Annotated in this window: 21 protein-coding genes; 19 read left to right on the top strand and 2 right to left on the bottom strand. The window is 69.6% G+C overall.

From position 1 onward, the window contains the following. The first annotated feature begins 53 nt into the window (after positions 1 to 53). The 17 genes from HCT63_RS14000 to HCT63_RS13920 all read left to right on the top strand — a co-directional run bounded on the left by HCT63_RS14000 (position 54) and on the right by HCT63_RS13920 (position 20,439). Positions 54 to 746 (top strand): demethylmenaquinone methyltransferase, encoded by a 693-nt coding sequence (locus HCT63_RS14000; RefSeq protein ID WP_167005915.1) that lies wholly within the window; start codon positions 54 to 56, stop codon positions 744 to 746. 252 nt (positions 747 to 998) lie between these two features. Beyond that, entirely contained in the window at positions 999 to 1,358 is a 360-nt protein-coding gene (locus HCT63_RS13995; protein ID WP_167005913.1) for an NADH-quinone oxidoreductase subunit A, read from the top strand. Between the two features lies 1 nt (position 1,359). Then, the gene (locus HCT63_RS13990) at positions 1,360 to 1,914 is read left to right on the top strand and encodes an NADH-quinone oxidoreductase subunit B (protein WP_167005910.1); all 555 of its coding nucleotides are present in this window, start codon (positions 1,360 to 1,362) and stop codon (positions 1,912 to 1,914) included. Between the two features lie 110 nt (positions 1,915 to 2,024). Beyond that, a complete protein-coding gene (locus tag HCT63_RS13985; RefSeq protein WP_243843070.1) occupies positions 2,025 to 2,651 on the top strand; it encodes an NADH-quinone oxidoreductase subunit C in 627 nt (208 codons plus the stop codon). Continuing rightward, positions 2,648 to 4,003, top strand: coding sequence for an NADH-quinone oxidoreductase subunit D (locus tag HCT63_RS13980; RefSeq protein ID WP_167005904.1), 1,356 nt, complete (start codon positions 2,648 to 2,650; stop codon positions 4,001 to 4,003). Before HCT63_RS13985 ends, HCT63_RS13980 begins: the two co-directional genes overlap by 4 nt. Continuing rightward, complete coding sequence (gene nuoE / locus HCT63_RS13975; protein WP_167005901.1) at positions 4,000 to 4,788, top strand: NADH-quinone oxidoreductase subunit NuoE; 789 nt, start codon at positions 4,000 to 4,002, stop codon at positions 4,786 to 4,788. Before HCT63_RS13980 ends, nuoE begins: the two co-directional genes overlap by 4 nt. Continuing rightward, a complete protein-coding gene (gene nuoF, locus HCT63_RS13970; protein WP_167005898.1) occupies positions 4,785 to 6,101 on the top strand; it encodes an NADH-quinone oxidoreductase subunit NuoF in 1,317 nt (438 codons plus the stop codon). The genes nuoE and nuoF overlap by 4 nt, the downstream gene beginning before the upstream one ends. Beyond that, complete coding sequence (locus tag HCT63_RS13965; RefSeq protein ID WP_167005895.1) at positions 6,098 to 8,614, top strand: NADH-quinone oxidoreductase subunit G; 2,517 nt, start codon at positions 6,098 to 6,100, stop codon at positions 8,612 to 8,614. The genes nuoF and HCT63_RS13965 overlap by 4 nt, the downstream gene beginning before the upstream one ends. Next, positions 8,611 to 9,864: an NADH-quinone oxidoreductase subunit NuoH gene (nuoH, locus tag HCT63_RS13960; RefSeq protein WP_167005892.1), complete on the top strand. Its 1,254-nt coding sequence runs from the start codon at positions 8,611 to 8,613 to the stop codon at positions 9,862 to 9,864. The genes HCT63_RS13965 and nuoH overlap by 4 nt, the downstream gene beginning before the upstream one ends. Before the next feature lie 5 nt (positions 9,865 to 9,869). Next, positions 9,870 to 10,430, top strand: a complete 561-nt coding sequence (nuoI, locus tag HCT63_RS13955; protein WP_167005889.1) for an NADH-quinone oxidoreductase subunit NuoI — start codon at positions 9,870 to 9,872, stop codon at positions 10,428 to 10,430. A gap of 26 nt (positions 10,431 to 10,456) precedes the next feature. Continuing rightward, complete coding sequence (locus HCT63_RS13950; RefSeq protein ID WP_243843069.1) at positions 10,457 to 11,239, top strand: NADH-quinone oxidoreductase subunit J; 783 nt, start codon at positions 10,457 to 10,459, stop codon at positions 11,237 to 11,239. Then, positions 11,236 to 11,535, top strand: a complete 300-nt coding sequence (gene nuoK, locus HCT63_RS13945) for an NADH-quinone oxidoreductase subunit NuoK (protein WP_167005883.1) — start codon at positions 11,236 to 11,238, stop codon at positions 11,533 to 11,535. The genes HCT63_RS13950 and nuoK overlap by 4 nt, the downstream gene beginning before the upstream one ends. A gap of 10 nt (positions 11,536 to 11,545) precedes the next feature. Next, positions 11,546 to 13,501, top strand: coding sequence for an NADH-quinone oxidoreductase subunit L (nuoL, locus tag HCT63_RS13940; RefSeq protein WP_167005880.1), 1,956 nt, complete (start codon positions 11,546 to 11,548; stop codon positions 13,499 to 13,501). Between the two features lie 5 nt (positions 13,502 to 13,506). Continuing rightward, positions 13,507 to 15,045 carry an NADH-quinone oxidoreductase subunit M gene (locus tag HCT63_RS13935; RefSeq protein WP_182397110.1) on the top strand — a complete coding sequence of 513 codons (1,539 nt, stop codon included), beginning with the start codon at positions 13,507 to 13,509 and terminating at the stop codon, positions 15,043 to 15,045. 23 nt (positions 15,046 to 15,068) lie between these two features. Then, positions 15,069 to 16,655: an NADH-quinone oxidoreductase subunit NuoN gene (nuoN, locus tag HCT63_RS13930; protein ID WP_167007136.1), complete on the top strand. Its 1,587-nt coding sequence runs from the start codon at positions 15,069 to 15,071 to the stop codon at positions 16,653 to 16,655. Positions 16,656 to 16,684: 29 nt separating this feature from the next. Next, positions 16,685 to 17,683, top strand: coding sequence for a polyprenyl synthetase family protein (locus HCT63_RS13925; RefSeq protein WP_347877942.1), 999 nt, complete (start codon positions 16,685 to 16,687; stop codon positions 17,681 to 17,683). A 41-nt stretch (positions 17,684 to 17,724) separates the two neighbouring features. Continuing rightward, entirely contained in the window at positions 17,725 to 20,439 is a 2,715-nt protein-coding gene (locus tag HCT63_RS13920) for a SpoIIE family protein phosphatase (protein WP_167005874.1), read from the top strand. A gap of 6 nt (positions 20,440 to 20,445) precedes the next feature. Here the strand turns inward: HCT63_RS13920 and rarD are convergent, their stop codons facing one another. Then, positions 20,446 to 21,363, bottom strand: coding sequence for an EamA family transporter RarD (gene rarD / locus HCT63_RS13915; protein ID WP_167005871.1), 918 nt, complete (start codon positions 21,361 to 21,363; stop codon positions 20,446 to 20,448). A gap of 9 nt (positions 21,364 to 21,372) precedes the next feature. Further along, complete coding sequence (locus HCT63_RS13910) at positions 21,373 to 22,086, bottom strand: ThuA domain-containing protein (RefSeq protein ID WP_208322440.1); 714 nt, start codon at positions 22,084 to 22,086, stop codon at positions 21,373 to 21,375. 98 nt (positions 22,087 to 22,184) lie between these two features. On the opposite strand from HCT63_RS13910, the gene HCT63_RS13905 reads away from it, so the two are divergent. Then, on the top strand, positions 22,185 to 23,414 hold the full coding sequence (locus HCT63_RS13905; protein ID WP_167005868.1) for a cytochrome P450: 1,230 nt from the start codon (positions 22,185 to 22,187) through the stop codon (positions 23,412 to 23,414). A gap of 1 nt (position 23,415) precedes the next feature. Then, a complete protein-coding gene (locus tag HCT63_RS13900; RefSeq protein WP_167005865.1) occupies positions 23,416 to 23,712 on the top strand; it encodes a Dabb family protein in 297 nt (98 codons plus the stop codon). Positions 23,713 to 23,769 lie beyond the last annotated feature (57 nt).

Below are 23,769 nucleotides of genomic sequence, written 5' to 3'. Positions count from 1 at the left end.
AGGGTACGACCCGTGGCATCGCGAGCGTCGCGGTGCGTGACACAGTTGGGCACGTGAGCCGAGCGAGCCTGGACAAGCAGCCCCACGAGGTCGCGTCGATGTTCGACGCCGTCGCACGTCGCTACGACCTGACCAACGACGTGTTGTCGCTGGGGCAGGACCGGGCGTGGCGCCGCCGCGTCCGCGCGCTCGTGGGCGCCCGTACGGGGGAGAAGGTGCTCGACCTCGCGGCAGGCACCGGCACCTCGTCGGTGCCGTTCGCCGACGACGGGGCGTACGTCGTCCCGTGCGACTTCAGCCTCGGGATGCTCCGCGAGGGCAAGCGTCACCACTCCGCCCTGCCGTTCACCGCGGGCGACGGGATGCGTCTGCCGTTCGCCGACGAGACGTTCGACGCCGTGACGATCTCGTTCGGTCTGCGCAACGTCCACGAGCCCGCGGTGGCCCTCGAGGAGATGCTGCGCGTGACCAGGCCGGGTGGGCGTCTGGTGGTCTGCGAGTTCAGCCACCCGACGTTCGCGCCGTTCCGCAAGGTCTACCTCGAGTACCTGATGCGCGCGCTCCCGCCGGCCGCCCGTGCGGTGTCGTCGAACCCCGACTCGTACGTCTATCTCGCCGAGTCGATCATGTCGTGGCCCGACCAGCTCGGGCTCGCCAAGGTCATCGCCGAGTCCGGGTGGGGGCCCGTGCGCTGGGAGAACCTCTCCGGCGGCATCGTCGCGCTCCACACCGCGACCAATGGCTGACCTCCGCGCCGCATGCCACCCTCCGACGTCGTACGGAGGGTGTTTCCGCGCCCCCGTACGCGTGCTGAATTACGCAATGTATTCCGCGCGAAATCGCAGGTCGGACGGCGTTCGCAGGGGAGTCCTGCGACCTTCACCACCCCCTGTCGTGAGTGTCCTGCGCCCGTGGCATAGTGACGGGAAACACAGGATCTCACCGACCGTGAGAGCCTGTGGACAGGCTCGTGAAGGTTTTCACGAAGGGAGGATGCGGTGACCGAGTACACCCCGATTCTGGTGCTCGCCGCCATCTCGGGAGCATTCGCGGTTTTCTCCGTGCTGATCGCTCCGATCACGGGGCCGAAGCGCTACAACCGCGCCAAGGTCGACTCGTACGAGTGCGGCATCGAGCCGTCGCCCCAGGCGGCGGGCGGTGGACGCGTCCCGGTGAAGTACTTCATCACCGCGATGCTCTTCATCGTCTTCGACGTGGAGATCATCTTCCTCTACCCCTTCGCGGTGGAGTTCGACCTTCTCGGCTGGTTCGGCATCGTCGAGATGCTGCTGTTCATCGCGACGGTCTTCGTCGCGTACGTCTACGTCTGGCGCCGCGGCGGACTGGAGTGGGACTGACATGGGTCTGGAGGAGAAGCTCCCGAGTGGAGTCCTGCTGACGACAGTCGAGGGACTCGCGGGCTACTTCCGCAAGGCGTCGTTCTGGCCGGCCACGTTCGGCCTCGCCTGCTGCGCGATCGAGATGATGGAGTTCGGCGCGCCGAAGTACGACTCGTCGCGCTTCGGCATGGAGGTCTTCCGCGCCTCGCCGCGCCAGGCCGACCTGATGATCGTCGCGGGCCGCGTCAGCCAGAAGATGGCGCCGGTTCTGCGGCAGATCTACGACCAGATGGCCGGCCCCAAGTACGTCCTCGCGATGGGCGTCTGCGCGAGCTCGGGCGGGATGTTCAACAACTACGCGATCGTCCAGGGCGTCGACCACGTCGTCCCGGTCGACATGTACCTGCCCGGTTGTCCGCCGCGCCCGGAGATGCTCATCGACGCGATCATGAAGCTCCACGACAAGATCCAGCACACCAAGCTCGGTGCGCACCGTGTGGCCGAGATCGCCTCCGACGAGAAGATCGCCCTCGAGGCCGTCCCGACGTCGGCGATGAAGGGGCTGCTGCGATGAGCGGGGTTTCGACAGGCTCAACCAGCGGGGGCGGCTCAACCAGCGGGGGCGGCGAGGAGGTCGTCCCGTCGCAGGCGCGGATCCTCGAGGTCGTCGAGGTCCGCGAGGGTATGTTCGGCGTCGACGGCACCGGCGACACGTCCGGCTACGGCGGTCTGCAGCGCCCCGTCGCGATGCCGGCGGCCTCGCGTCGTCCGTTCGGCGGCTGGTACGACGACCTCGCCGACCGGCTCGAGGCTCTCCTCGGCGAGACGATCGGTGAGGGTGCGATCGAGTCCGTGGTCGTCGACCGCGACGAGGTCACGCTGCACCTCCACCGCACGCGCGTCCGCGAGGTGTGCCAGCACCTGCGCGACGACGCCCTCCTGCGCTACGAGCTGTGCAGCGGCATCTCCGGCGTGCACTACCCGCATGAGATCGGCCGCGAGCTGCACGCCGTCTACCACCTGCTGTCAATGACCCACAACAGGCGCATCCGCCTGGAGGTCGCCGCCCCGGAGTCCGATCCGCACATCGAGTCCGTCGTCGCCGTCTACCCGACCGCCGACTGGCACGAGCGCGAGACCTACGACTTCTTCGGGATCATCTTCGACGGCCACCCGGCCCTGACCCGGATCCTCATGCCAGACGACTGGCCGGGGCACCCCCAGCGCAAGGACTACCCGCTCGGCGGAATCCCCGTCGAGTACAAGGGCGCAACCATCCCACCGCCGGACGAGCGGAGGTCGTACTCGTGAGCACCACAGACACCGGCGCCAGCGCCGACCCGTACGCACAGAGCCAGGACACGACGGCCGGCCCGGTCTTCACCGTCACCGGTCAGGACTGGGACGACGTGGTCGCGGGCGTCGACCCCGACGCGTCCGAGCGCATCGTCGTCAACATGGGCCCGCAGCACCCGTCGACGCACGGCGTGCTCCGGCTGATCCTCGAGATCGAGGGCGAGTCGGTGACCGAGGCCCGTTGCGGCATCGGCTACCTGCACACCGGCATCGAGAAGAACATGGAGTACCGCAGCTGGACGCAGGGCGTGACGTTCTGCACCCGCATGGACTACCTGTCGCCGATGTACAACGAGGCCGCCTTCGTCCTCGGGGTCGAGAAGCTCCTCGGCATCACCGACCAGGTCCCCGAGAAGGCCTCCGTCCTGCGCGTGATGATGATGGAGGTCAACCGGATCTCCTCGCACCTCGTCGCGCTCGCCACCGGTGGCATGGAGATCGGCGCCCTCACCGTGATGACGGTCGGCTTCCGTGAGCGCGAGCTGTGCCTCGACCTGTTCGAGCTGTTCTCGGGGCTGCGGATGAACTCGGCCTACCTCCGCCCCGGCGGCGTCTCGCAGGACGTCCCCGACGGCGGACTCGACGCAGTCGACCGGTTCGTGGCGCTCATGCGCAAGCGGCTCCCCGAGCTCGCCGCGCTGTGCAACCAGAACCCGATTTTCAAGGGCCGCCTCAAGGAGGTCGGCTACCTCGACCTCGCCGGCTGCCTCGCGCTCGGCGTCACCGGACCGGCGCTGCGCTCGACCGGCTACGACTGGGACCTGCGCAAGAAGCAGCCCTACAGCGGTTACGAGACGTACGACTTCGACGTCATCACCCGCGACGAGCCCGACGCGTACGGACGCTTCCGCATCCGCCTGGACGAGATGGACCAGTCGCTGCGCATCGTCGAGCAGTGCGTGGCGCGGCTCCGTACGCTCGAGGGCGCCCCGGTCATGGTCGCCGACAAGAAGATCGCCTGGCCCGCGCAGCTGTCGGTCGGCCCTGACGGTCAGGGCAACTCCCTGGAGCACATCCGCCACATCATGGGCGAGTCCATGGAGGCGCTGATCCACCACTTCAAGCTGGTCACAGAGGGCTTCCGCGTTCCGGCCGGGCAGGTCTACACGAGCGTCGAGTCGCCCCGCGGCGAGCTCGCGTGCCACCTCGTCTCCGACGGCGGGACACGGCCCTACCGGGCGCACTTCCGCGACCCGTCCTTCAGCAACCTGCAGGCGACCGCCGCGATGTCCGAGGGCGGCATGCTCGCGGACGTCATCGTCGCGATCGCCAGCCTCGACCCGGTGATGGGAGGCGTGGACCGATGAGCAGCCTGGACTCCGCCCACGTACGCGACGACCTGCAGGCGATCATCGCCCGCTACCCGCAGAAGCGTTCGGCCCTGCTGCCGATGCTGCACCTCACACAGTCGGTCGAGGGCCGGGTGACCCCGGAGGCGATCGAGCTCTGCGCTGAGCTGCTCGACATCTCGACCGCCGAGGTGAACGGGGTCGCGACCTTCTACACGATGTACAAGCGGCGCGAGGTCGGCGACTACCACGTCGGCGTCTGCACCAACACGCTGTGCGCGGTGATGGGCGGCGACGCGATCTTCTCCCGCCTGCGCGAGCACCTCGGTGTCGGCAACGACGAGCGCACGGCCGACGGCAAGGTGACGCTCGAGCACATCGAGTGCAACGCCGCCTGCGACTACGCGCCGGTGATGACGGTCAACTGGGAGTTCTTCGACAACCAGACGCCCGACTCCGCCGTCGAGCTCGTCGACGACCTGCGCGCCGGCACGCCCCGTACGGCGACCCGCGGCGCCCGCATCACGACGTGGCGCGAGGCCGAGCGGGTGCTCGCGGGCTTCCCCGACGGGCGTGCCGACGAGGGACCGTCCGCCGGTGACCCGTCGCTGGCCGGGCTGCGGCTGGCGCACGAGCGAGGGTGGGTCGCGCCGGGAGAGGACGGATCTCGACAGGCTCGACCGGCGGAGGATGCCGAGGCCGCCGTCGCGCAGGCCGACACCCGCCGGGCCGAGTCCGAGACGTTGGTCGACGACAGCACGACCCCGCCCGCGCAGCGCGAGGAAGCGGAGGACACCGAATGACCGTCGCACCTCTCACTCCCGTCCTCACCAAGGACTGGGACCACGAGCGCTCCTGGACTCTCGACTCGTACGGCGACTACGCCGGGCTGCGCGCGGCCCTGCGCATGGATCCCGACGAGGTGATCGCCCTCGTCAAGGACTCCGGCCTGCGCGGCCGCGGCGGGGCGGGCTTCCCCACCGGCATGAAGTGGGGCTTTATCCCGCAGGGGCCCGAGCCCGACGGCACCGTCAAGCCGCACTACCTCGTGGTCAACGCCGACGAGTCCGAGCCGGGCACGTGCAAGGACATCCCGCTGATGATGGCCACGCCGCACACCCTGATCGAGGGGGTGGCGATCACGTGCCATGCGATCCGCGCCAAGAACGCGTTCATCTACGTGCGCGGCGAGGTCCTGCACGTCATCCGCAGGCTGCAGGCCGCGGTCGCGGAGGCGTACGCGGCCGGGGTGCTCGGCAAGGACGTCTTCGGCTCGGGGATCGACATCGACGTGGTGGTCCACGCCGGCGCCGGGGCCTACATCTGCGGTGAGGAGACCGCGCTCCTCGACTCCCTCGAGGGGCGTCGCGGCCAACCGCGGCTGCGCCCGCCGTTCCCCGCCGTCGCAGGCCTGTACGCCGCGCCGACCGTGATCAACAACGTCGAATCGATCGCATCGGTGCCGTGCATCGTCGAGCGTGGTGCCGACTGGTTCGGGTCCATGGGCACCGAGAAGTCCAAGGGCATGACGATCTACTCGCTCTCGGGCCACGTGAAGAACCCCGGCCAGTACGAGGCGCCGCTCGGTATCACCCTGCGCGAGCTCCTCGACATGTCGGGCGGCATGCGTGAGGGATCCGAGCTGAAGTTCTGGACGCCGGGAGGCTCCTCGACCCCGCTGCTCACCGCCGCCCACCTCGACGTGCCCCTCGACTACGAGGGAGTCGCCGGAGCCGGGTCGATGCTGGGCACGAAGGCGCTGCAGCTGTTCGATCAGACGACCTCGGTGGTCCGCTGCGTGCTGCGGTGGACCGAGTTCTACAAGCACGAGTCCTGCGGCAAGTGCACGCCCTGCCGCGAAGGCACGTGGTGGCTGGTGCAGACCCTCGAGCGGCTCGAGGCCGGCAAGGGCACGGAGGGTGACATCGAGCTCCTCCTCGACCAGTGCGACAACATCCTCGGGCGGGCGTTCTGTGCGCTGGGAGACGGAGCGACCAGCCCGATCACCTCGGCCATCGAGCACTTCCGCGACGAGTTCGAGGCCGGGATGCACACGCCGGCATGGGACCTGTTCCCGTACGTGGCGTCCACCGCCTGGAAGGGAGTCTCGGCATGACCGTCACCCAGGACAACGACTCCGGAGCAGAGCTCGTTGACCAGAACCTCGTCTCGCTGACGATCGACGACGTCGAGGTGAGCGTCCCCGAGGGCACGCTCGTGATCCGTGCGGCCGAGCTGATCGGCGTCGAGATCCCGCGCTTCTGCGACCACCCGCTGCTGGCTCCGGTCGGCGCGTGCCGCCAGTGCCTGGTCGACGTCCCCGACGCCGGCAACGGGCGCGGCTTCCCCAAGCCGCAGGCGTCGTGCACGCTCCCGGTGTCGCCGGGCATGGTCGTCAAGACGCAGGTGACGTCGCCGGTGGCCGACAAGGCGCAGACCGGGATCATGGAGTTCCTCCTGATCAACCACCCGCTCGACTGCCCGATGTGCGACAAGGGCGGCGAGTGCCCCCTCCAGAACCAGGCGCTCAGCCACGGGCAGGGCGAGACGCGCTTCGAAGAGACCAAGCGCACCTATCCCAAGCCGCTGAGCATCTCGCAGCAGATCCTTCTCGACCGCGAGCGCTGCATCCTCTGCGCCCGCTGCACGCGCTTCTCCGAGCAGATCGCCGGTGACCCGTTCATCGCGATGGCCGAGCGCGGCGCGCTCCAGCAGGTCGCGATCTACGAGAACGAGCCCTTCTCGTCGTACTTCTCCGGCAACACGATCCAGATCTGTCCGGTCGGTGCGCTGACGAGCACCGCCTACCGGTTCCGCTCGCGGCCGTTCGACCTCGTGTCGACGCCGTCGGTGGCCGAGCACGACGCCTGCGGTGCCGCGATCCGGGTGGACCACCGGCGCGGGAAGGTGCTGCGCCGTCTCGCCGGCGACGCCCCCGAGGTCAACGAGGAGTGGATCAGCGACAAGGACCGCTTCGCGTTCGCGTACGACCGCCAGCCCGACCGCCTGACCCGGCCGCTCGTCCGCGATCCCGAGACGGGTGCGTTGGAGCCCGCGTCGTGGCCGGCCGCGTTCGCCGCCGCCGCCCGTGGGCTGCTGAGGGCTGCGGGCGGGGTCGGCGTCCTCACCGGCGGGAGGCTCCCGCTCGAGGACGCGTACGCATACTCCAAGCTCGCACGCACGGTGCTCGGCACCAACGACATCGACTTCCGTGCCCGCCCGCACTCCGAGGAGGAGGCGGCGTTCCTGGCCCATGCGGTGGCCGGCACCGGGCTCGGGGTCACCTACTCCGACCTGGAGGCGGCCCGCAAGGTCGTGCTCGTCGGTCTGGAGCCCGAGGACGAGGCAGCCACGATCTTCCTGCGGCTGCGCAAGGCGTGGCGCAAGAACGGCACCGAGGTCGTCGCGCTGGCCAGCCACGCGACGCGGGCGCTCGAGAAGACGGGCGGACGCCTGGTCCGTACGGTGCCGGGCGACGAGGCCAAGGCGCTCGGCGAGGCCGGTCTCGAGACCGGCACGATCGTGCTCCTCGGCGAGCGGCTCGCGAGCGTCGAGGGCGCGTTCTCCACCGCGCTCGTCGCCGCCCGCCGCGCCGGCGCCCGCCTGGCGTGGGTCCCGCGCCGCGCCGGTGACCGCGGTGCGGTCGACGCCGGCTGTCTGCCTCACCTCCTGCCGGGCGGTCGCCCGGTCGCCGACGCCGAGGCACGCGCCGACCTGGCCGCCGCCTGGGGTGTCGCGTCCGTGCCCTCGTCCCCAGGTCGCAGCACCGACGAGATCTTGGCCGCCGCACGCTCGGGGCAGCTCGGTGCGCTCCTCGTCGCCGGTGTTGAGGTCGACGACCTCGCCGACCCGCAGGGCGCGATCGAAGCGCTCGACGCCGCGGGCTTCGTGGTCAGCCTCGAAGTACGCGCCAGCGCGGTCACCGAGCGCGCCGACGTGGTGCTGCCGGTCGCCTCGACCTCCGAGAAGGCGGGATCGTTCATCTCGTGGGAGGGTCGTCGCCGGCCGTTCGACGAGGTCTTCTCGCTGCCGAACACGCTGTCGGACACCCGTGTCCTCGCCGGGATCGCCGAAGCCGCCGGCCGCGACCTCGGATTCCGTACGACGGGAGCCGCCGGTGCCGAGCTCGACGAGCTGGGTGCCTGGGACGGCGCCCGCGCGCCACGGCCGGAGGTCGTCCCCGGACGCGCCGCCCGCACCGATCCGAGCGAGGTCGTCCTCGACACCTGGCGCCGGCTGATCGACGACGGCCGCGGCCAGGACGGCGACCGCCACTACCAGGCGACGGCCCGTCCCTCGGTGGCGCTGGTGTCGGCCGCGACGGCCCGCGCGATCGGCGTGCACGACGGCGACGAGGTCGTCCTCGGCACGGAGCGGGGTGCCGTCGCGGTCCCCGTGGCGGTGGCCGACATCGCCGACGGGGTCGTCTGGACCCCGACCAACTCCAACGGCTTGTCGCTGCCACGCATCCTCGGCGCCGCGTACGGAGACGTCGTGACGCTCGAACGGTCCCCGCACGCCCGACCGGACGACCGGACGGCGGCCGAGCCCGCCGAGGTGCTCGAACCCCTCGAGTCGGCCGACCCGTCGACGGCCCCGGCGTTCGAGAGCAAGGAGTCCGAGCTGTGAGCGAGTTCTTCGGCAACGAAGCCTGGTGGGTCGTCCTGATCAAGGCCCTCTGCATCTTCGTGCTGCTGGTCGTCTTCACGCTGTTCAACATCTGGTTCGAGCGGCGGGTCGTGGCGCGCATGCAGCACCGCGTCGGCCCCAACGTGTGGGGTCCGTTCGGGCTCCTCCAGAGCCTCGCGGACGGCGTCAAGCTCGCGCTCAAGGAAGAGATCTTCCCGAAGAACGCGCACAAGGTCGTCTACTTCATCGCCCCGGTGATCGCGACCGTGCCGGCGTTCCTCGCCTGGGCGGTGATCCCGCTCGGTCCCGAGGTGACGATCCCGTTCACCGACACCCAGACACCGCTCCAGCTCACCGACATGCCGGTGGCGGTGCTCTACATCCTCGCCGTCACCTCGATCGGCGTGTACGGCATCGTGCTCGGCGGCTGGTCCTCCGGCTCGACCTATGCGCTGCTCGGCGGCATCCGCTCCTCGGCCCAGATGATCTCGTACGAGGTCGCGATGGGTCTGTCCCTGGTCACCGTCTTCATCTACGCCGGCTCGATGTCCACGTCGGAGATCGTGGCCGCGCAGGCGGCAGACGGGTGGTTCGCGCTCCCGCTGCTGCCGTCGTTCCTCATCTACATGATCGCCATGGTCGGTGAGACCAACCGCGCGCCGTTCGACCTCCCGGAGGCCGAGGGCGAGCTCGTCGGCGGCTTCCACACCGAATACTCGTCGTTGAAGTTCGCGCTGTTCTTCCTCGCCGAGTACATCAACATGGCGACCGTCTCGGCGCTCGCGACGACGATGTTCCTCGGCGGCTGGAGGGCTCCCTGGGGCATCTCGCAGATCGACGGCGCCAACGAGGGCTACTGGCCGGTGCTGTGGTTCCTCGGCAAGACGCTGCTGTTCATCTTCGTGTTCATCTGGCTGCGGGGCTCGCTGCCGCGGATGCGCTACGACCAGTTCATGAAGTTCGGCTGGAAGGTCCTGATCCCGGTCTCGCTCGCATGGATCGTCGTGGTCTGCGTGATGCGCCGCCTGATCACCGACGGCGACCTCGATCCGACGATGATCCTCGTCATCGCCGGTGTGGTCGTCGCGGCCCTGCTGGTCGTCCAGTTCCTGCCCGAGCGGCGCTCGCCCGAGGAGCCGGAGCCGTCGCGCGACGCGTTCGCCGGCGGATACCCCGTACCCCCCATGCCGGGTGAGCCGCCCGTCACGACCGCCGTGCCGGCTGGCACGCGCGGCGAGAAGGAGGACTGATCGCGATGGCGACGCTGAAGGAGCAGCTCTGGGACCCGATCGCCGGCTTCGGCGTGACGTTCCGGACGATGTTCAAGAAGCCGGTCACCGTGCAGTACCCGTTCGAGAAGCGGCCTACCGCGCCGCGTTTCCATGGTCGGCACCAGCTCAACCGGTGGCCGGACGGACTCGAGAAGTGCATCGGGTGCGAGCTGTGCGCGTGGGCGTGCCCTGCGGACGCGATCCTCGTCGAGGGCGCGTCCAACACCGAGGACGAGCGCTTCTCCCCGGGTGAGCGCTACGGCCGCGTCTACCAGATCAACTACCTGCGCTGCATCCTCTGCGGACTGTGCATCGAGGCGTGCCCGACCCGCGCGCTGACGATGACCAACGAGTACGAGCTCGCCGACACCAGCCGCGAGTCCCTGATCTACGAGAAGTCCGACCTGCTCGCACCGCTGCTGCCGGGCATGGAGGCGCCGCCCCACGAGATGCGGCTCGGTGACACCGAACGCGACTACTACCGCGGTGACGCCGCGGCGCGGGCGGTCGCTCACGGGAGTGTCGCGGCGGGAGACGAGCAGTGACCGCGTTCTGGTTGCTGGCGCCGATCATGGTGCTGGCGGCGCTCGGTGTCGTGCTCGCCCGCAAAGCGGTGCACTCGGCGCTGCTGCTCGCGGTCGTGATGATCTGCCTGGCGATGATGTACGCGATGCAGGACGCGCCCTTCCTGTTCGCCGTGCAGATCATCGTCTACACCGGCGCGATCATGATGCTGTTCCTCTTCGTGCTGATGCTCGTCGGCGTCGACAAGACCGACTCGCTGGTGGAGACGATCCGCGGACAGCGCCTCGTCGCCGTCGTCGTGGGTGTGCTCTTCGGCTTCCTCCTCGTGACCGTGGTCGCGCAGACGACCGTCGGTCCGGTGATCGGTCTCGGCGAGGCCAACGCGGACGGGAACGTTCACGGGCTCGCACGGCTCCTCTTCAACCGTTACGTGTTCGCCTTCGAGGCGACCAGCGCGCTGCTCATCACCGCTGTGCTCGGGGCGATGGTGCTCGCGCACCGCGAGCGCCTCGAGCCGAAGCGCTCGCAGCGCGACCTGGCGCTCGAGCGCATGCAGCGCTACGCCGAGCACGGCGAGCACCCCGGCAACCTCCCGACTCCGGGCGTCTTCGCACGGCACAACGCGGTCGACGTGCCGGCGCTGCTGCCGGACGGCTCGCCCGTCGAGCAGTCGACGTCCAAGACGCTGCGCGAGCGCGGCGTCGTTCGCGAGGGGGCGTTCGACGGAGACGTGGCGCTGACCTTGCGCAAGCTCGAGGCCGACGGGTCGCCGCGCGAGCGCGGTGTGATCGAGTCGGCTCGACCGGCCGAAGGCGAGGAGGACCTGTGAGCGTCGAGCCCTTCATCGGGTTGTCCGCCCTGCTGTTCACGATCGGCGCCGTCGGCGTCCTCGTGCGGCGCAACGCGATCGTCGTGTTCATGTGCGTCGAGCTGATGCTCAACGCCTGCAACCTCGCGTTCGTCACGTTCGCGCGGGCTCACGGCAACCTCGACGGCCAGATCGCGGCCTTCTTCGTGATGGTGGTCGCCGCGGCCGAGGTGGTCGTGGGCCTCGCGATCATCGTGTCGATCTTCCGTACCCGTCGCTCGGCCTCGGTCGACGACGCCAGTCTGCTGAAGCTCTGAGGGGGCGGGAATGACGAGTCTCTCCAGCGTCGTGCTGGCCGCGAGCGAGCACGCCGAGGTCGTGCCGGTCGCCGCCGACGGCGTGTTCTCGTGGGTGTGGTTGGTGATCGCGATCCCCGCGGTCAGCGCCGCGATCCTCCTGATCGGCGACGGCGCGGGTGATCGCGGTCCGCTCGACCGCTTCGGTCACCTCCTCGGCACCGCGGCCTCGATCGCCTCCTTCGTCGTCGGTGTGGTCGCCTTCGTCGCGCTCCTCGGACGCGACGCCGCCGAGCGGGCGATCACGCAGGACCTGTGGACCTGGATCCAGGTCGGCGGGTTCGACGTGACGATGAGCGTCTACTACGATCAGCTCGCCGCACTGTTCGTCCTGCTGATCACCGGCGTCGGGTCCCTGATCCACGTGTACTCGATCGGCTACATGGCGGACGACCCACGCAAGCGCCGCTTCTTCGGGTTCCTCAACCTCTTCATCGCCGCGATGCTCGTCCTGGTCCTGGCCGGCGACTACCTCGTGCTGTTCCTCGGCTGGGAGGGCGTCGGCCTGGCCTCCTACCTGCTCATCGGGTTCTGGCAGGAGAAGCGCTCCGCGGCGGTGGCGGCCAAGAAGGCCTTCGTCGTCAACCGCGTCGGCGACCTCGGCCTCGCCCTCGGCATCATGCTGATGTTCGCGCAGTTCGGGACGACGAACATCCACGACGTCGGCCTGAACGTCCAGAACGCCACCCAGGGCGTCGCGACCGCGCTGGGCCTGCTGCTCCTGCTGGGTGCCTGCGGCAAGTCCGCCCAGGTCCCCCTCCAGAGCTGGCTGCTCGACGCGATGGAGGGCCCGACCCCGGTCTCGGCCCTCATCCACGCGGCGACGATGGTCACTGCCGGCGTCTACCTGGTGGTCCGTTCGGCGGCGATCTACGACCTGTCCGAGGTCGCCCGTACGGCGGTGATGATCGTCGGTACGGTCACGCTGCTGGTCGGCGCCTGGATCGGCTGCGCCAAGGACGACATCAAGAAGGCGCTCGCCGGTTCGACGATGAGCCAGATCGGCTACATGATGCTCGCGGCCGGGCTCGGTCCGGCCGGCTACGCGTTCGCGATCTTCCACCTGATCACGCACGGCTTCTTCAAGGCCAACATGTTCCTCGGCGCCGGCTCGGTGATGCACGGCATGAACGACGACGTGGACATGCGCCACTACGGCGCGCTGCGCAAGCTGATGCCGCTGACGTTCGCGACGTTCGCGATGGGCTACCTCGCGATCATCGGCTTCCCAGGGTTCTCGGGCTTCTTCTCCAAGGACAAGATCATCGAGTCGGCCTTCGCGACGAACTTCTGGGCCGGTCTGGCCGCGCTGATCGGCGCAGGCGTCACCGCGTTCTACATGACACGCGTGATGATCTTGACGTTCTTCGGCGAGAAGCGCTGGCGCGACGACGTCCACCCGCACGAGTCGCCCAAGATCATGACGATCCCGCTGATCGTGCTCGCGGCGCTGTCGGTCGCCGGAGGTGCGCTCACGTTCTCGAGCTGGATCAGCGACTGGCTGGCCCCGGTGACGGGGGAGGAGCACCACGACCTCCCGGTCCCGGCGATCGTGATCACGGCGATCATCGTCCTCGTGGTCGCCGCAGGTGTCGCGCTCGCGTACGTGCTGTTCGCGACGCGCCCGGTGCCCGACACCGCTCCACAGAACGTCTCGGTCTTCACTCGCGCCGGCCGCGCCGACCTCTACGGCGACGCCGTCAACGAGGCGCTGTTCATGCGACCAGGCCAATACCTCACCCGGTCGCTGGTCTACGTCGACGGCAGCGGGATCGACGGCGCCGTCAACGGCACCGCCGAGCTTGTCGGTGACGGTGCACGTGGCCTGCGCCGGCTGCAGACCGGATTCGTCCGGACGTACGCCGCCGAGATCTTCGGCGGAGCCCTCGTCCTCGTCCTGGCCCTCCTGGCGGTGAACCTCGCGTGAGTGACATGTCCTTCCCCTGGCTGACGGTCCTCTTGGTCGTCCCCCTCGTCGGCGGCGCAGTCGTCGCCTTCCTGCCGCGCAGCCGTCCCGAGCTGGCGAAGTGGACGGCGCTCGGCGTCTCCCTCGTGACGCTGGCTCTCTCGTTGGCGGTGCTGGCGCAGTACGACCTCGGCGCCTCCGGCTACCAGCTCGGCGAGCAGCACGCCTGGATCGAACCGCTCGGCGTCTTCTACTCCCTCGGTCTCGACGGCATCGGGATCACGCTCGTGCTGATGACGACGATCCTGGTCCCGATCGTCATCCTGGCCGGCTGGAACGACGCCGACGGCGCCCGCTGGAGCGTCCGTACGTTCTTCGCACTGATGCTCGCGCTCGAGGGCCTCGTCCTCGGCGTCTTCATGGCGACGGACGTGTTCCTCTTCTATGTCCTCTTCGAGGCGGCGCTCGTCCCCGCCTACTTCCTCATCGGCGGCTACGGCGGCGCCCGGCGCTCGTACGCGGCCCTGAAGTTCCTCATGTTCTCCCTCGCCGGCGGCCTGCTCATGCTCGCCGCGGTGATCGGCATGTGGGTGATCTCCAACGGCCAGGGCGACCCGTCGTTCCTGCTCGCCGACATGAAGGACCTCTCGGTCGGCACGGTCGAGGGGCGGTGGCTGTTCATGGGCTTCTTCCTCGCGTTCGCGGTGAAGGCCCCGATGGTCCCGCTGCACACCTGGCTCCCCGACGCCGCGTCGGCGGCCACCCCCGGTACGTCCGTGCTGCTGGTCAGCGTCCTCGACAAGCTCGGCACGTTCGGCATGATCCGCTTCTGCCTCGGGTTGTTCCCCGAGGCGTCGCAGTGGGCGAGCCCCGTCGTCATCACCCTGGCCGTCATCAGCATCCTGTACGGAGCGCTGCTCGCGATCGGTCAGGACGACATGATGCGGCTGATCGCGTTCACCTCGGTGTCGCACTTCGGGTTCATCGTGCTCGGCATCTTCGCGCTGACGTCGCAGTCGGCGTCCGGCTCGACGTTCTACATGTTCAACCACGGGTTGTCGACGGCGGCGCTGTTCCTCATCGCGGGGTTCTTGATCCAACGTCGGGGCTCGGCGCGGATCTCCGACTTCGGCGGCGTCCAGAAGATCGCCCCGATCATGGCGGGCCTGTTCCTCATCGCGGGCCTGGCCTCGCTCTCGCTCCCGGGCCTGTCGACGTTCGTCGGCGAGTTCCTGGTGCTCGCGGGCACGTTCACGGTGTCGACGACGGCCGCGGTGTTCGCCACGCTGGGCATCGTCCTGGCGGCGCTCTACATCCTCCTGATGTACCAGCGGACAATGACCGGCCCGCTGCGCGAGGACAACCGCGGGATCACGGACATGGTGCCGCGCGAGATCATCGCGATCGCGCCCGTCATCGTCCTGCTCATCGGGTTCGGCCTCTTCCCGCAGGTGATCCTCGACGTAGTCAACCCGGCCGTGTCGGAGACGCTCGACCACGTCCAGGTCGGCGACCCCGAGCCTGAGACACCGTCCTTCCCGACCGCTGAGGGGAGCTCGAAGTGAGCGCCGTGTCCCACCTCGCGCCGATGGCGCCGTCGCCGATCGACGCGCCCGACATCGACTACGCGACGCTGTCGCCGTTGCTGATCGTTCTCGGCGTGGCGGTCGCCGGCGTGCTCGTCGAGGCGTTCGTCCCCCGGGCGTACCGGTTCGTCACCCAGGCCGTCGTGGCCGTCGCCGGGCTGGTCGCCGCCTTCGGGGCGACCGTGTGGGTCGCCACCGACCTCACCGAGGTCGAGGGTGACGTCCCGGCGCGCGGCGGCCCGTCCGTAATGGGGGCGCTCAGCATCGACGGCCCGGCCGTGTTCACGTGGGGCACCCTGCTGCTGTTCGGCGTGCTCGGCATGCTGCTGTTCGCCGAGCGGCGCCTCGACGGGGGCCTGAGCGCGTTCACGAGCCAGGCGTCGACCGCGCCGGGGAGTGCCGACGAGCGTCGGGCCACCAAACTGCGCATCGAGCACAGCGAGGTGTTCCCCCTCGCGGTGTTCGCGCTCGGCGGCATGATGTTCTTCGCCTCGGCCAACGACCTCCTCGCGATGTTCGTGGCGCTCGAGGTGCTGAGCCTCCCGCTCTACCTGATGTGTGGCCTGGCGCGTCGTCGCCGGCTGCTCAGCCAGGAAGCCGCCATGAAGTACTTCCTGCTCGGTGCCTTCTCGTCGGCGTTCTTCCTGTACGGGGTCGCGTTCGCCTACGGCTACGCCGGCTCGTTCGACCTCGGCGAGATCTCGACGGCGGTCAGCAACCGGATCGGCGGCGAGAACCTCCTCCTGGCGGGCATGGCGCTGATCCTCGTCGGCCTGCTGTTCAAGGTCGCGGCGGTGCCGTTCCACGCGTGGACGCCCGACGTCTACCAGGGCGCGCCGACCCCGGTCACGGCCTTCATGGCAGCCGGTACGAAGGCTGCCGCGTTCGTCGCGATGCTCCGGATCTTCTACGTGGCCTTCGACGGCGCACGCTGGGACTGGACGCCTGTGGTCTGGGCCGTCGCGATCATCACGATGCTGTTCGGCGCGATCGTGTCGATCGCCCAGACCGACGTCAAGCGGATGCTCGCATACTCCTCGATCGCGCACGCCGGCTTCGTCCTCGTCGGACTGGCCGGCCTCGTGACCGGCACCGGCCTGACGAGCGTGTCGGCGATCCTCTTCTACCTCCTCGCGTACGGCGTGGCAGTGATCGGTGCTTTCGCGGTGGTCATGCTGGTGCGCGACGCGGGCGGCGAGACCACCCACCTCGGCCGCTGGGCAGGGCTCGGCAAGGAGTCGCCGCTGGTGGCGATCGCCTTCACCCTCTTCCTCCTGTCCTTCGCAGGGATCCCGTTGACCGGCGGCTTCATCAGCAAGTGGTCGGTGTTCGCGGCGGCCTGGGAGGGCGGCGCGTGGCCGCTCGTCGTGGTCGGCGTGGTGGCGTCCGCGATCGCGTTGTTCTTCTACGTCCGTGTGGTCGTCCTGCTCTTCTTCGCGGCGCCGCAGGGCGATGGCCCGACGGTCGCCGTGCCCAGCCCGCTGACCTCGTCGGTCATCGTCGTCGCGGCGGCTGTCACAATCGTCCTGGGTGTTCTTCCCGGTCCGGTGCTCGAGCTCGTGCAGCAGGTCGGGGCGTTCGTCCGTTGACCTGCCGCACGACCGAGGGAGCAGCAGCCGTGGCGTCAAACGCCTGGGGCATCGCCGAGTCCGACCCCACACTCGTTGCCCGTGTCAGCGACCGGATGGACGAGGTCGAGAAGCAGCTCAGTGCTGCCGTGCACGACGACGACGGGTTCGTCGGCGAGGCGGCGAGCCATCTGCTGGATGCCGGAGGCAAGCGGTTCCGCCCGCTCGTCGTCCTGCTGGCGGCCGAGTTCGGTGAGCAGCCGGGCTCCGTCGACGTCCCGCCTGCCGCTGTCGTCATCGAGCTCACGCACCTCGCGACGCTCTACCACGACGACGTCATGGACGAGGCGGCCCTGCGGCGTGGCGCGGCCTCGGCCAACGCCCGCTGGGACAACTCGATCGCGATCCTCACCGGTGACTACCTCTTCGCGGTCGCTTCACGGGTTGTGGCCGGGCTCGGCACCGACGCCGTCCGCATCCAGGCCGAGACGTTCCAGCGGCTCGTCCACGGACAGATCCACGAGACGATCGGCCCGCGCGACGGCCAGGACCCGCTCACGCACTACCTCGGTGTGGTCGCCGACAAGACAGGCTCCCTCATCGCCTCCGCCGCCCGCTTCGGCGCCATGACCAGCGGGGCCGATGCCGAAACGATCGAGGTGCTGACGGAGTTCGGTGAGCGGATCGGCTCGGTCTTCCAGCTCGCCGACGACGTCATTGACATCGCTAGCGCCACCGCCGACTCGGGCAAAACCCCGGGCACGGACCTGCGCGAGGGTGTTCCGACCCTGCCCACGCTGCTCGTCCAGCAGGCCGCGCGCACCGAGGATGCCCGGCTCCTGGAGCTGCTCTCCGGACCGATCGCCGAGGACGCCGCCGTCGACGAGGCGCTGTCCCTGCTTCGCGCCAACCCGGCGCTCGACGCGGCCCGGGCGTTGGTCCACCGCGACGCGGAGGCTGCGCGTGCGCTGCTCGACCGGCTCCCGGCCAACGCCGCCCGCGAAGCCCTCGCCGGGCTCTGTGACCGCGTGGTGACGCGCGTGGGCTGAGGTGGGCCGCATACTGGCATCACACGGCGTGGAGGTCGCAGGTGAGCAGGCACAGGTCGAACGCAGGTCTGGCGCTCTTCTCCGTCCTCACGCTGGCCGCGGCCGCCGGGATGGCCGCGTACGCCGCCTCTCTCGACCTGGGTCCGTCGTCGATGCTCCCGCTGGCCTGCCTGCCGGTCCTGGTGCTGGTGGTTGCGGCCGCTGAGGCCTACCAGGTCGAGGTCAGCGGCCCCACCAGCCCGGCGCGCTTCACGCTGGTCACGTCGACGATCGCACCGCTGATCTACGGGTACGACGTGGGGATGGTCGCCGCCGCTGTCGCTCTCGGCCATCTTCCGGGGCTGTTCTCGCGGTCGCAGCCCCGGCTTCGTGGCCTCACCCTCATGGCGCGGTGGACGTTCGGTGCGACGGTGGGCGCGATCGTGGCCGATCTGCTCGGTGTCGATGCGCGGCTCACCGTCCCCGTGGTCGTGGCGACCGTGGTCAGCCTGGCGGTCATCACCCTGGTCAACCTCGGGTGGGTGCTCGCCGAGGCGGCCCTCACCGATCCTGTGTCATGGCCGTACGCGGTCCACAAGCCGCTCTTCCTCACCGTGGTGGCTGCTGCCAGCTGGGTGATCAACACCCTGTTCGGCCTGCTGTTCGTCTTCGCGCTGGCGGGGAGTCCGCTCGGCGTGCTGCTGGTGCCGGTCCCGTTGCTGCTCGTCTTCTTCACCGCGCGCCTCTACACCGACGCGTACGCCGATCGCGGCCGTGTCGAGACCCTCAGCGAGGCGAGCCGGATCCTCTCCGAGCCGGTCGACCCGATGACCGCCGTCCGGCCGTTCCTCGAAGAGATCCGCGAGCGCTTCGGGGCGCGCATGGTCGCCCTGGTCATGGTGAGCGAGGACAACCGTCCGTCGGCCTTCCGGTGGTCTGCCGACGGCTCGTACGAGGACGAGGCGCCGGTCAACCCCCTCGAGCGGCGGCTCGTCAAGCGCGGCGCGCTGACTCGGGTGGCAGCGAGCGACAACTCCGCGCTCGCGCGTCTGCTGCGTGAGGACGGTCGGCAGTCGTGTGTCTCGGCGCCGATGCAGCTGGGGACGCGCATCGTGGGCGTCATCGTCCTGTACGACCTGCAGGGGCCCACGCCGTACGCCGAGCGCTACCAGGTGTCGGTGCTCGAGACGCTGGCGCGCCAGACCGTGCACACGCTCAGCCGGGGCTGGGCGGTCTCGAAGGTCGTCCAGAACGAGCGTGCGCTCGCCGAGATCCTGCAGAGCACCTCGGACGGCATCTTCACCATCGACGCCGCGGGCGCGATCACGACGTGGAACCCTGCGTGCGAGCAGATCACCGGCCTGGCAGCCACCGAGGTCCGAGGGCGGCGCGATGCCCTCCCGCGCCTGCACGCCCGCACAGCATCGGGACGTCCCGTCGACCTCGTCAACTGGCGGGAGGTCGCGGACTTCCCGCGGGAGATGGTCATCACGGCGACCAACGGGGAGCAGCGTCAGCTGGCGTGCTCGTTCACGCGCGCCGAGAACAGCGACGGGACCCGTAGCCTGGTCGTCGTCGCGCGTGACATCACGCCGGCGACGGAGTTCCACGAGCTGAGCGAGCAGTTCAAGAAGCTCGTCGAGATGCAGGCCGCTCAACGCCTCGTCGTGGACCACCTCCAGCAGGCGGTGGCTCCGGAGCCGCCCGGGATGGAGGGCGTCGACATCGCGGTGGCCTACGTGGCGTCCGACCCGACCGCACCCACCGGCGGCGACCTCTTCGACTGGCACGAGCTGCCGACGGGCGAGCTGCACGTGGCGGTCGTCGACGTACTCGGCCACGGCGTCACGGCGACCCGCGACGCGCTGAGCGTGATTCACACCCTGAGGCACGTCGCCGTCGAGGGGACGCCGCTCGAAGACGTCGTCGCGCGTGCCGACATGCTGCTCGGGGCGCAGGACTCCGAGCTCGTCGCGACGGTCGTGGTCGCACGGTTCAATCCGAGCACCGGTGACCTCCGGGTGGCTTCGGGTGGTCACCCGCCGGCCGTGATCGTGGCACCAGACGGCTCCGTACGCCAGGTGGCCGGCAGCGGTGGCGCGATCGGGTGGCCGGGTGTCGGGAGCAGCGGCATCGCGGTTACCCGCCTGGAGGAGGGGGAGTCGCTCATCCTCTACACCGACGGTCTGGTCGAGGCACGGCGCGACATCATCGCCGGGATGGAGCAGCTCGAGAAGATCGCCAGCGAGATCGCCGGCCTGCCGGCCCAGGAGCTCTCCGACACGCTCGTCCAGCGCTCGCTCGAAGGCGCCGAGCGCCACGACGACGCGCTCGCGCTGGTGGTGCGCCGCGCTTCCAAGCCCGCCCTGGCGTCGTTCGCGCGCTGGGAGCTCAGCCCGCAGGCGACATATCTGCTCAGCCGCGTACGCCGGGAGATGCGTGAGTGGATGGCCGCGCACGAGATCGTCAGCGAGGATGCCCTCCTGGTCGCCGACGAGCTCCTGGCCAATGCCCTCGACGCCGCGCGCACCCGAGCGGTCCTGTCGGTGGAGGTCGCCGACCGGACCCTGACCATCGAGGCCACCGACGACGGCAGGGGCGATCCCCTTCTCAACGAGCACGGGAAGACGCGGCCCCCCGATGGCCGTGAGCGTGGCCGGGGCCTCTACATCGTGCGGCGGCTCTCGCGAGAGGTGCAGGCACTCAGCACCGTCGAGGGATCGGTCGTCCGCGCCCAGGTCGTCGCCGGACCTCGCGCGGACGCCTCCGTGAGCTGACGTCCGTCAGACGACGTTGGCGGCGGCGGCCCTGAGGGTACGGCGCCGGTGACGCGCGGCTTCGACGGTGATGATCACCAGCGCCAGCCAGACGAGCGCGAACCCGATCCAGCGGCCGGTGGTCATCTCCTCGTGGAAGAGCAGGACACCGAAGGCGAACTGCAGGATCGGCGCGAGGTACTGCAGGAGGCCGAGCGACGTGAGCGACAGGCGAGTCGCTGCCGCGCCGAAGAGCAGCAACGGGGCGGCGGTCACGACCCCGGACGACGCGAGGAGCAGGGCGTGGCCGACGCCGTCGGTGCCGAACGTCGAGGCGCCGGTCACGGCCAGGAACACGACGTAGCCGAGCGCGATCGGTGCGACGGTCGCGGTCTCCAGCGCGAGCCCCTCGACAGACCCGATCCCGGCCTTCTTCTTCATCAGCCCGTAGACGCCGAAGGTGAGGGCGAGGACGAGCGCGATGTACGGGACGCGGCCGTACTCCCAGGTCAGCTCGGCGACCGCGACGGCGGCGATCCCCAGCGCGACCCACTGCACAGGCCGCAGCCGCTCACGGAGGAAGAGCACGCCGAACGCGATGGTGATCAGCGGGTTGATGAAGTAGCCGAGCGAGGACTCCACGACCTGGCCGGAGTTGACGGCGTAGATGTACGTCCCCCAGTTGAGGGCGACGACGAACCCGCCGACCGCGACGTAAGTCAGCCGCCGCCGGTCGCGGACGACGACCATCGCGTGGCGCCACCGCCGCGCGGCCAGCAGCAGGACCGCCACCGTGACCAGCGACCACAGCACCCGGTGGGCAAGGATCTCGACGGGCGGTGAGGGCTCCAGCAGCGGCCAGTAGAGCGGAAACAGGCCCCACAGGAGATAGGCGCCAGCGCCGAACGCGAGACCTTCGGCGGAGTCGGTACGGCGCTGGGTCACCCCGGCAGGTTACGGCGAGGGCGTGCCGGTGTGCTGAGCGCGGGTGGCCCAACGTGCGAGCCGTCGTACGAGCTCACGGTGCGTCGCCGCCTCGTACGACCTCCCGTGGTGGCCGAGGGCGTCGTGCGCGACGCGTCCGCCGCCGATCTCGCGGATCCAGGCCAGCGGCTGGCGCCTGCCGCCGACGACCGTGCTGGCCAGCGGGACCACGTCGGTGGCGACCGCCAGCGCGGCGTACGCCTCGTCGTCTGTGGAGAAGTCGTCGAGGTCGGCGACCAGCTCGTGGGAGGAGCGTGAGACCTCGACCGTCATGGAGCCCACCGGCGGGTGGTACGACCGGTCCCAGTCCCAGCAAGCCCCCAGCATTCGCGGCCACTCGTCCCAGTCGTCGAAGCAGAGGGTGGCGGTGTGCATGGCGAGCAAGCCGCGCCCGGCGGCCAGGTGCGTGGATAGCGCGTCTTTCAGCTCGAGCGGGGTGCAGAACCCGTGCGCGGCGGCCTGAGCCGCGTACCGCTCGGGTCGTCGCATCGTCCAGCGCAGGGTGTTGAACACGGCCAGCGACGCTCCCGGGAGGCGGGCGACGAGCTCGGACGCACTCTCGGTGACAGTCACGCTCCAGCCGTCGGCCGCGAGGATCGCCGTCAGAGCGCCGCTGGTCGTCACGAAGTCATGGGTGACACCGCCCGAGTAGACGACGGCGCTGCGCGTCATCGGAACGCTCATCGGCCGCTCCCGATACTTGACGTCAGAAGACTAACGACTGCATGCTAGCCGAACGGCCTCGGCGCGTGCCGTGAGCGGTTCGCGGAGGGAGCGGGCAGATGGCGGAGCAGGAGAGTGTCGTGGAGACGACGTTCGTCGTGGACACCTTCGAGATGGCCAAAGAAGCCTACCGTTGCAAGGATCTGCGGCAGTCGCTCTACGACGAGGGCGAGGTCGTCATGGCCGATGTCCTCGTGAACCTCCACGGGCTCGAACACCGCACCCGACGTCGCGCCGAGAACCGGATGTTTCGTCGTGAGACGTTCGACTACTACGAGGGTGAGCTCTTCCCTGAAGTGATCGAGAAGACGATCGCCCCGTACGTCGAGGCGGGGGCGGTGGACCTGGTCCACCTCGGTCACGAGCTGATGCTGAACCTCGCGGCGCTCACGGCCGGCGTCGACCGGCCCGAGGGCACGACCGAGGAGACGCAGCGGCTCTACGACCACATGATGCTCTTCGTGAAGGGAGCCACCCTTGCCCATGCCACGGGAGACAAGGACGCTCAGCGCGCATGCGTGTTCGAAGGCCTCGTGCAGTGGGACGAGGAGTTCCTCCAGCCGTCGGTGCGCAGGCGGGCCGCGATCCTCGACCAGATCGCCGCGGGCCAGGCGTCGGAGTCCGACCTGCCTCGCGACGTCCTGTCGGTCCTGCTGAAGGATCGCGAGGAGCTCGCGCTGAGCGACGAGATCATCCGGCGGGAGGTCGCGTTCTTCCTGCTGGCCGGCGCCCACACCAGTGCCACGGCCTTCGTACGTTCGATCGACCACATCCTCGGATGGCTCGAGGAACATCCCGAGGATCGCGCGCTGCTGACGTCGAGGGCCTTCGTCCAGCGGTGCATCCACGAGACCATCCGTCTCAACCCCTCGAGTCCTATCGGCAAGCGTCGTGCGCTCGCGCCCGTGTCGTTCAAGTCCGGCGACGAGGTGCCAGCGGGCGGCACGGTCGTCATCGACCTCATGCAGGTCAACCGAGACGTCTCGGTGTTCGGCCCGGACGCTGCCGTGTTCAACCCGCACCGAGTGCTCCCGCCGGGCGTCGGGCCGTTCGGGCTCTCGTTCGCCGCCGGGATGCACGTGTGCATCGGGCAAGACCTTGCCGCCGGCGTCCTGGGCAACGACCCGGACGCGTCCGACGGGCAGCTGTACGGCCTCGTGACGTCCGCGGTCCAGCGGATGTTCGACGCAGGTGTCGCCAGCGACCCGGACAACCCGCCGCAGCGGGACGCGAACACCGCGCGCCCGTACTGGGGCGTCTATCCGGCGACCTTCCCGGTGGGGGCCTGACGTGGGCTTTCGGCACGTCGTCCTCTTCCGGTGGGCCGACGGCGCCACGGCGGCGCAGCAGGACGACGCGCTCGCGGCCCTCGTGCGTCTGGGTGAGCAGATCGCCGACCTGGGCAGGTTGACGGTCGGTCGTGATGCCGGGTCGACGCCGGGGAACGCTGACGTCGCGGTGACGGTGGACTTCCCGGACGCAGCGGCGTACGAGGCGTACGCGACCAACGAGCATCACGTGCGCGTCGTCACGGAGAAGATCCGGCCGATCCTCGCCGAGCGGACCGCCGTGCAGCACCCGACCTGACATTCGCGCTCGCGACGGGTCGTGGTCGTGATCGTGCGTGCGACAATCGGGACCGTC

The sequence above is a fragment of the Mumia sp. ZJ430 genome (assembly GCF_011751845.1).
Taxonomy (GTDB): domain Bacteria; phylum Actinomycetota; class Actinomycetes; order Propionibacteriales; family Nocardioidaceae; genus Mumia.
This window is presented reverse-complemented; position numbering and strand designations above follow the sequence as displayed.

Excerpts from the sequence above, each read along its gene's own strand:
- nuoN (WP_167007136.1), top strand. The coding sequence starts at position 15,069 with ATGGCGCCGTCGCCGATCGACGCGCCCGACATCGACTACGCGACGCTG.
- HCT63_RS13950 (WP_243843069.1), top strand. The coding sequence starts at position 10,457 with ATGGTGCTGGCGGCGCTCGGTGTCGTGCTCGCCCGCAAAGCGGTGCAC.
- HCT63_RS13985 (WP_243843070.1), top strand. The coding sequence starts at position 2,025 with ATGTTCGGCGTCGACGGCACCGGCGACACGTCCGGCTACGGCGGTCTG.
- nuoE (WP_167005901.1), top strand. The coding sequence starts at position 4,000 with ATGAGCAGCCTGGACTCCGCCCACGTACGCGACGACCTGCAGGCGATC.
- HCT63_RS13905 (WP_167005868.1), top strand. The coding sequence starts at position 22,185 with ATGGCGGAGCAGGAGAGTGTCGTGGAGACGACGTTCGTCGTGGACACC.
- HCT63_RS13965 (WP_167005895.1), top strand. The coding sequence starts at position 6,098 with ATGACCGTCACCCAGGACAACGACTCCGGAGCAGAGCTCGTTGACCAG.
- HCT63_RS13910 (WP_208322440.1), bottom strand. The coding sequence starts at position 22,086 with ATGAGCGTTCCGATGACGCGCAGCGCCGTCGTCTACTCGGGCGGTGTC.
- nuoL (WP_167005880.1), top strand. The coding sequence starts at position 11,546 with ATGACGAGTCTCTCCAGCGTCGTGCTGGCCGCGAGCGAGCACGCCGAG.
- nuoF (WP_167005898.1), top strand. The coding sequence starts at position 4,785 with ATGACCGTCGCACCTCTCACTCCCGTCCTCACCAAGGACTGGGACCAC.
- HCT63_RS13990 (WP_167005910.1), top strand. The coding sequence starts at position 1,360 with ATGGGTCTGGAGGAGAAGCTCCCGAGTGGAGTCCTGCTGACGACAGTC.
- HCT63_RS13935 (WP_182397110.1), top strand. The coding sequence starts at position 13,507 with ATGTCCTTCCCCTGGCTGACGGTCCTCTTGGTCGTCCCCCTCGTCGGC.
- nuoI (WP_167005889.1), top strand. The coding sequence starts at position 9,870 with ATGGCGACGCTGAAGGAGCAGCTCTGGGACCCGATCGCCGGCTTCGGC.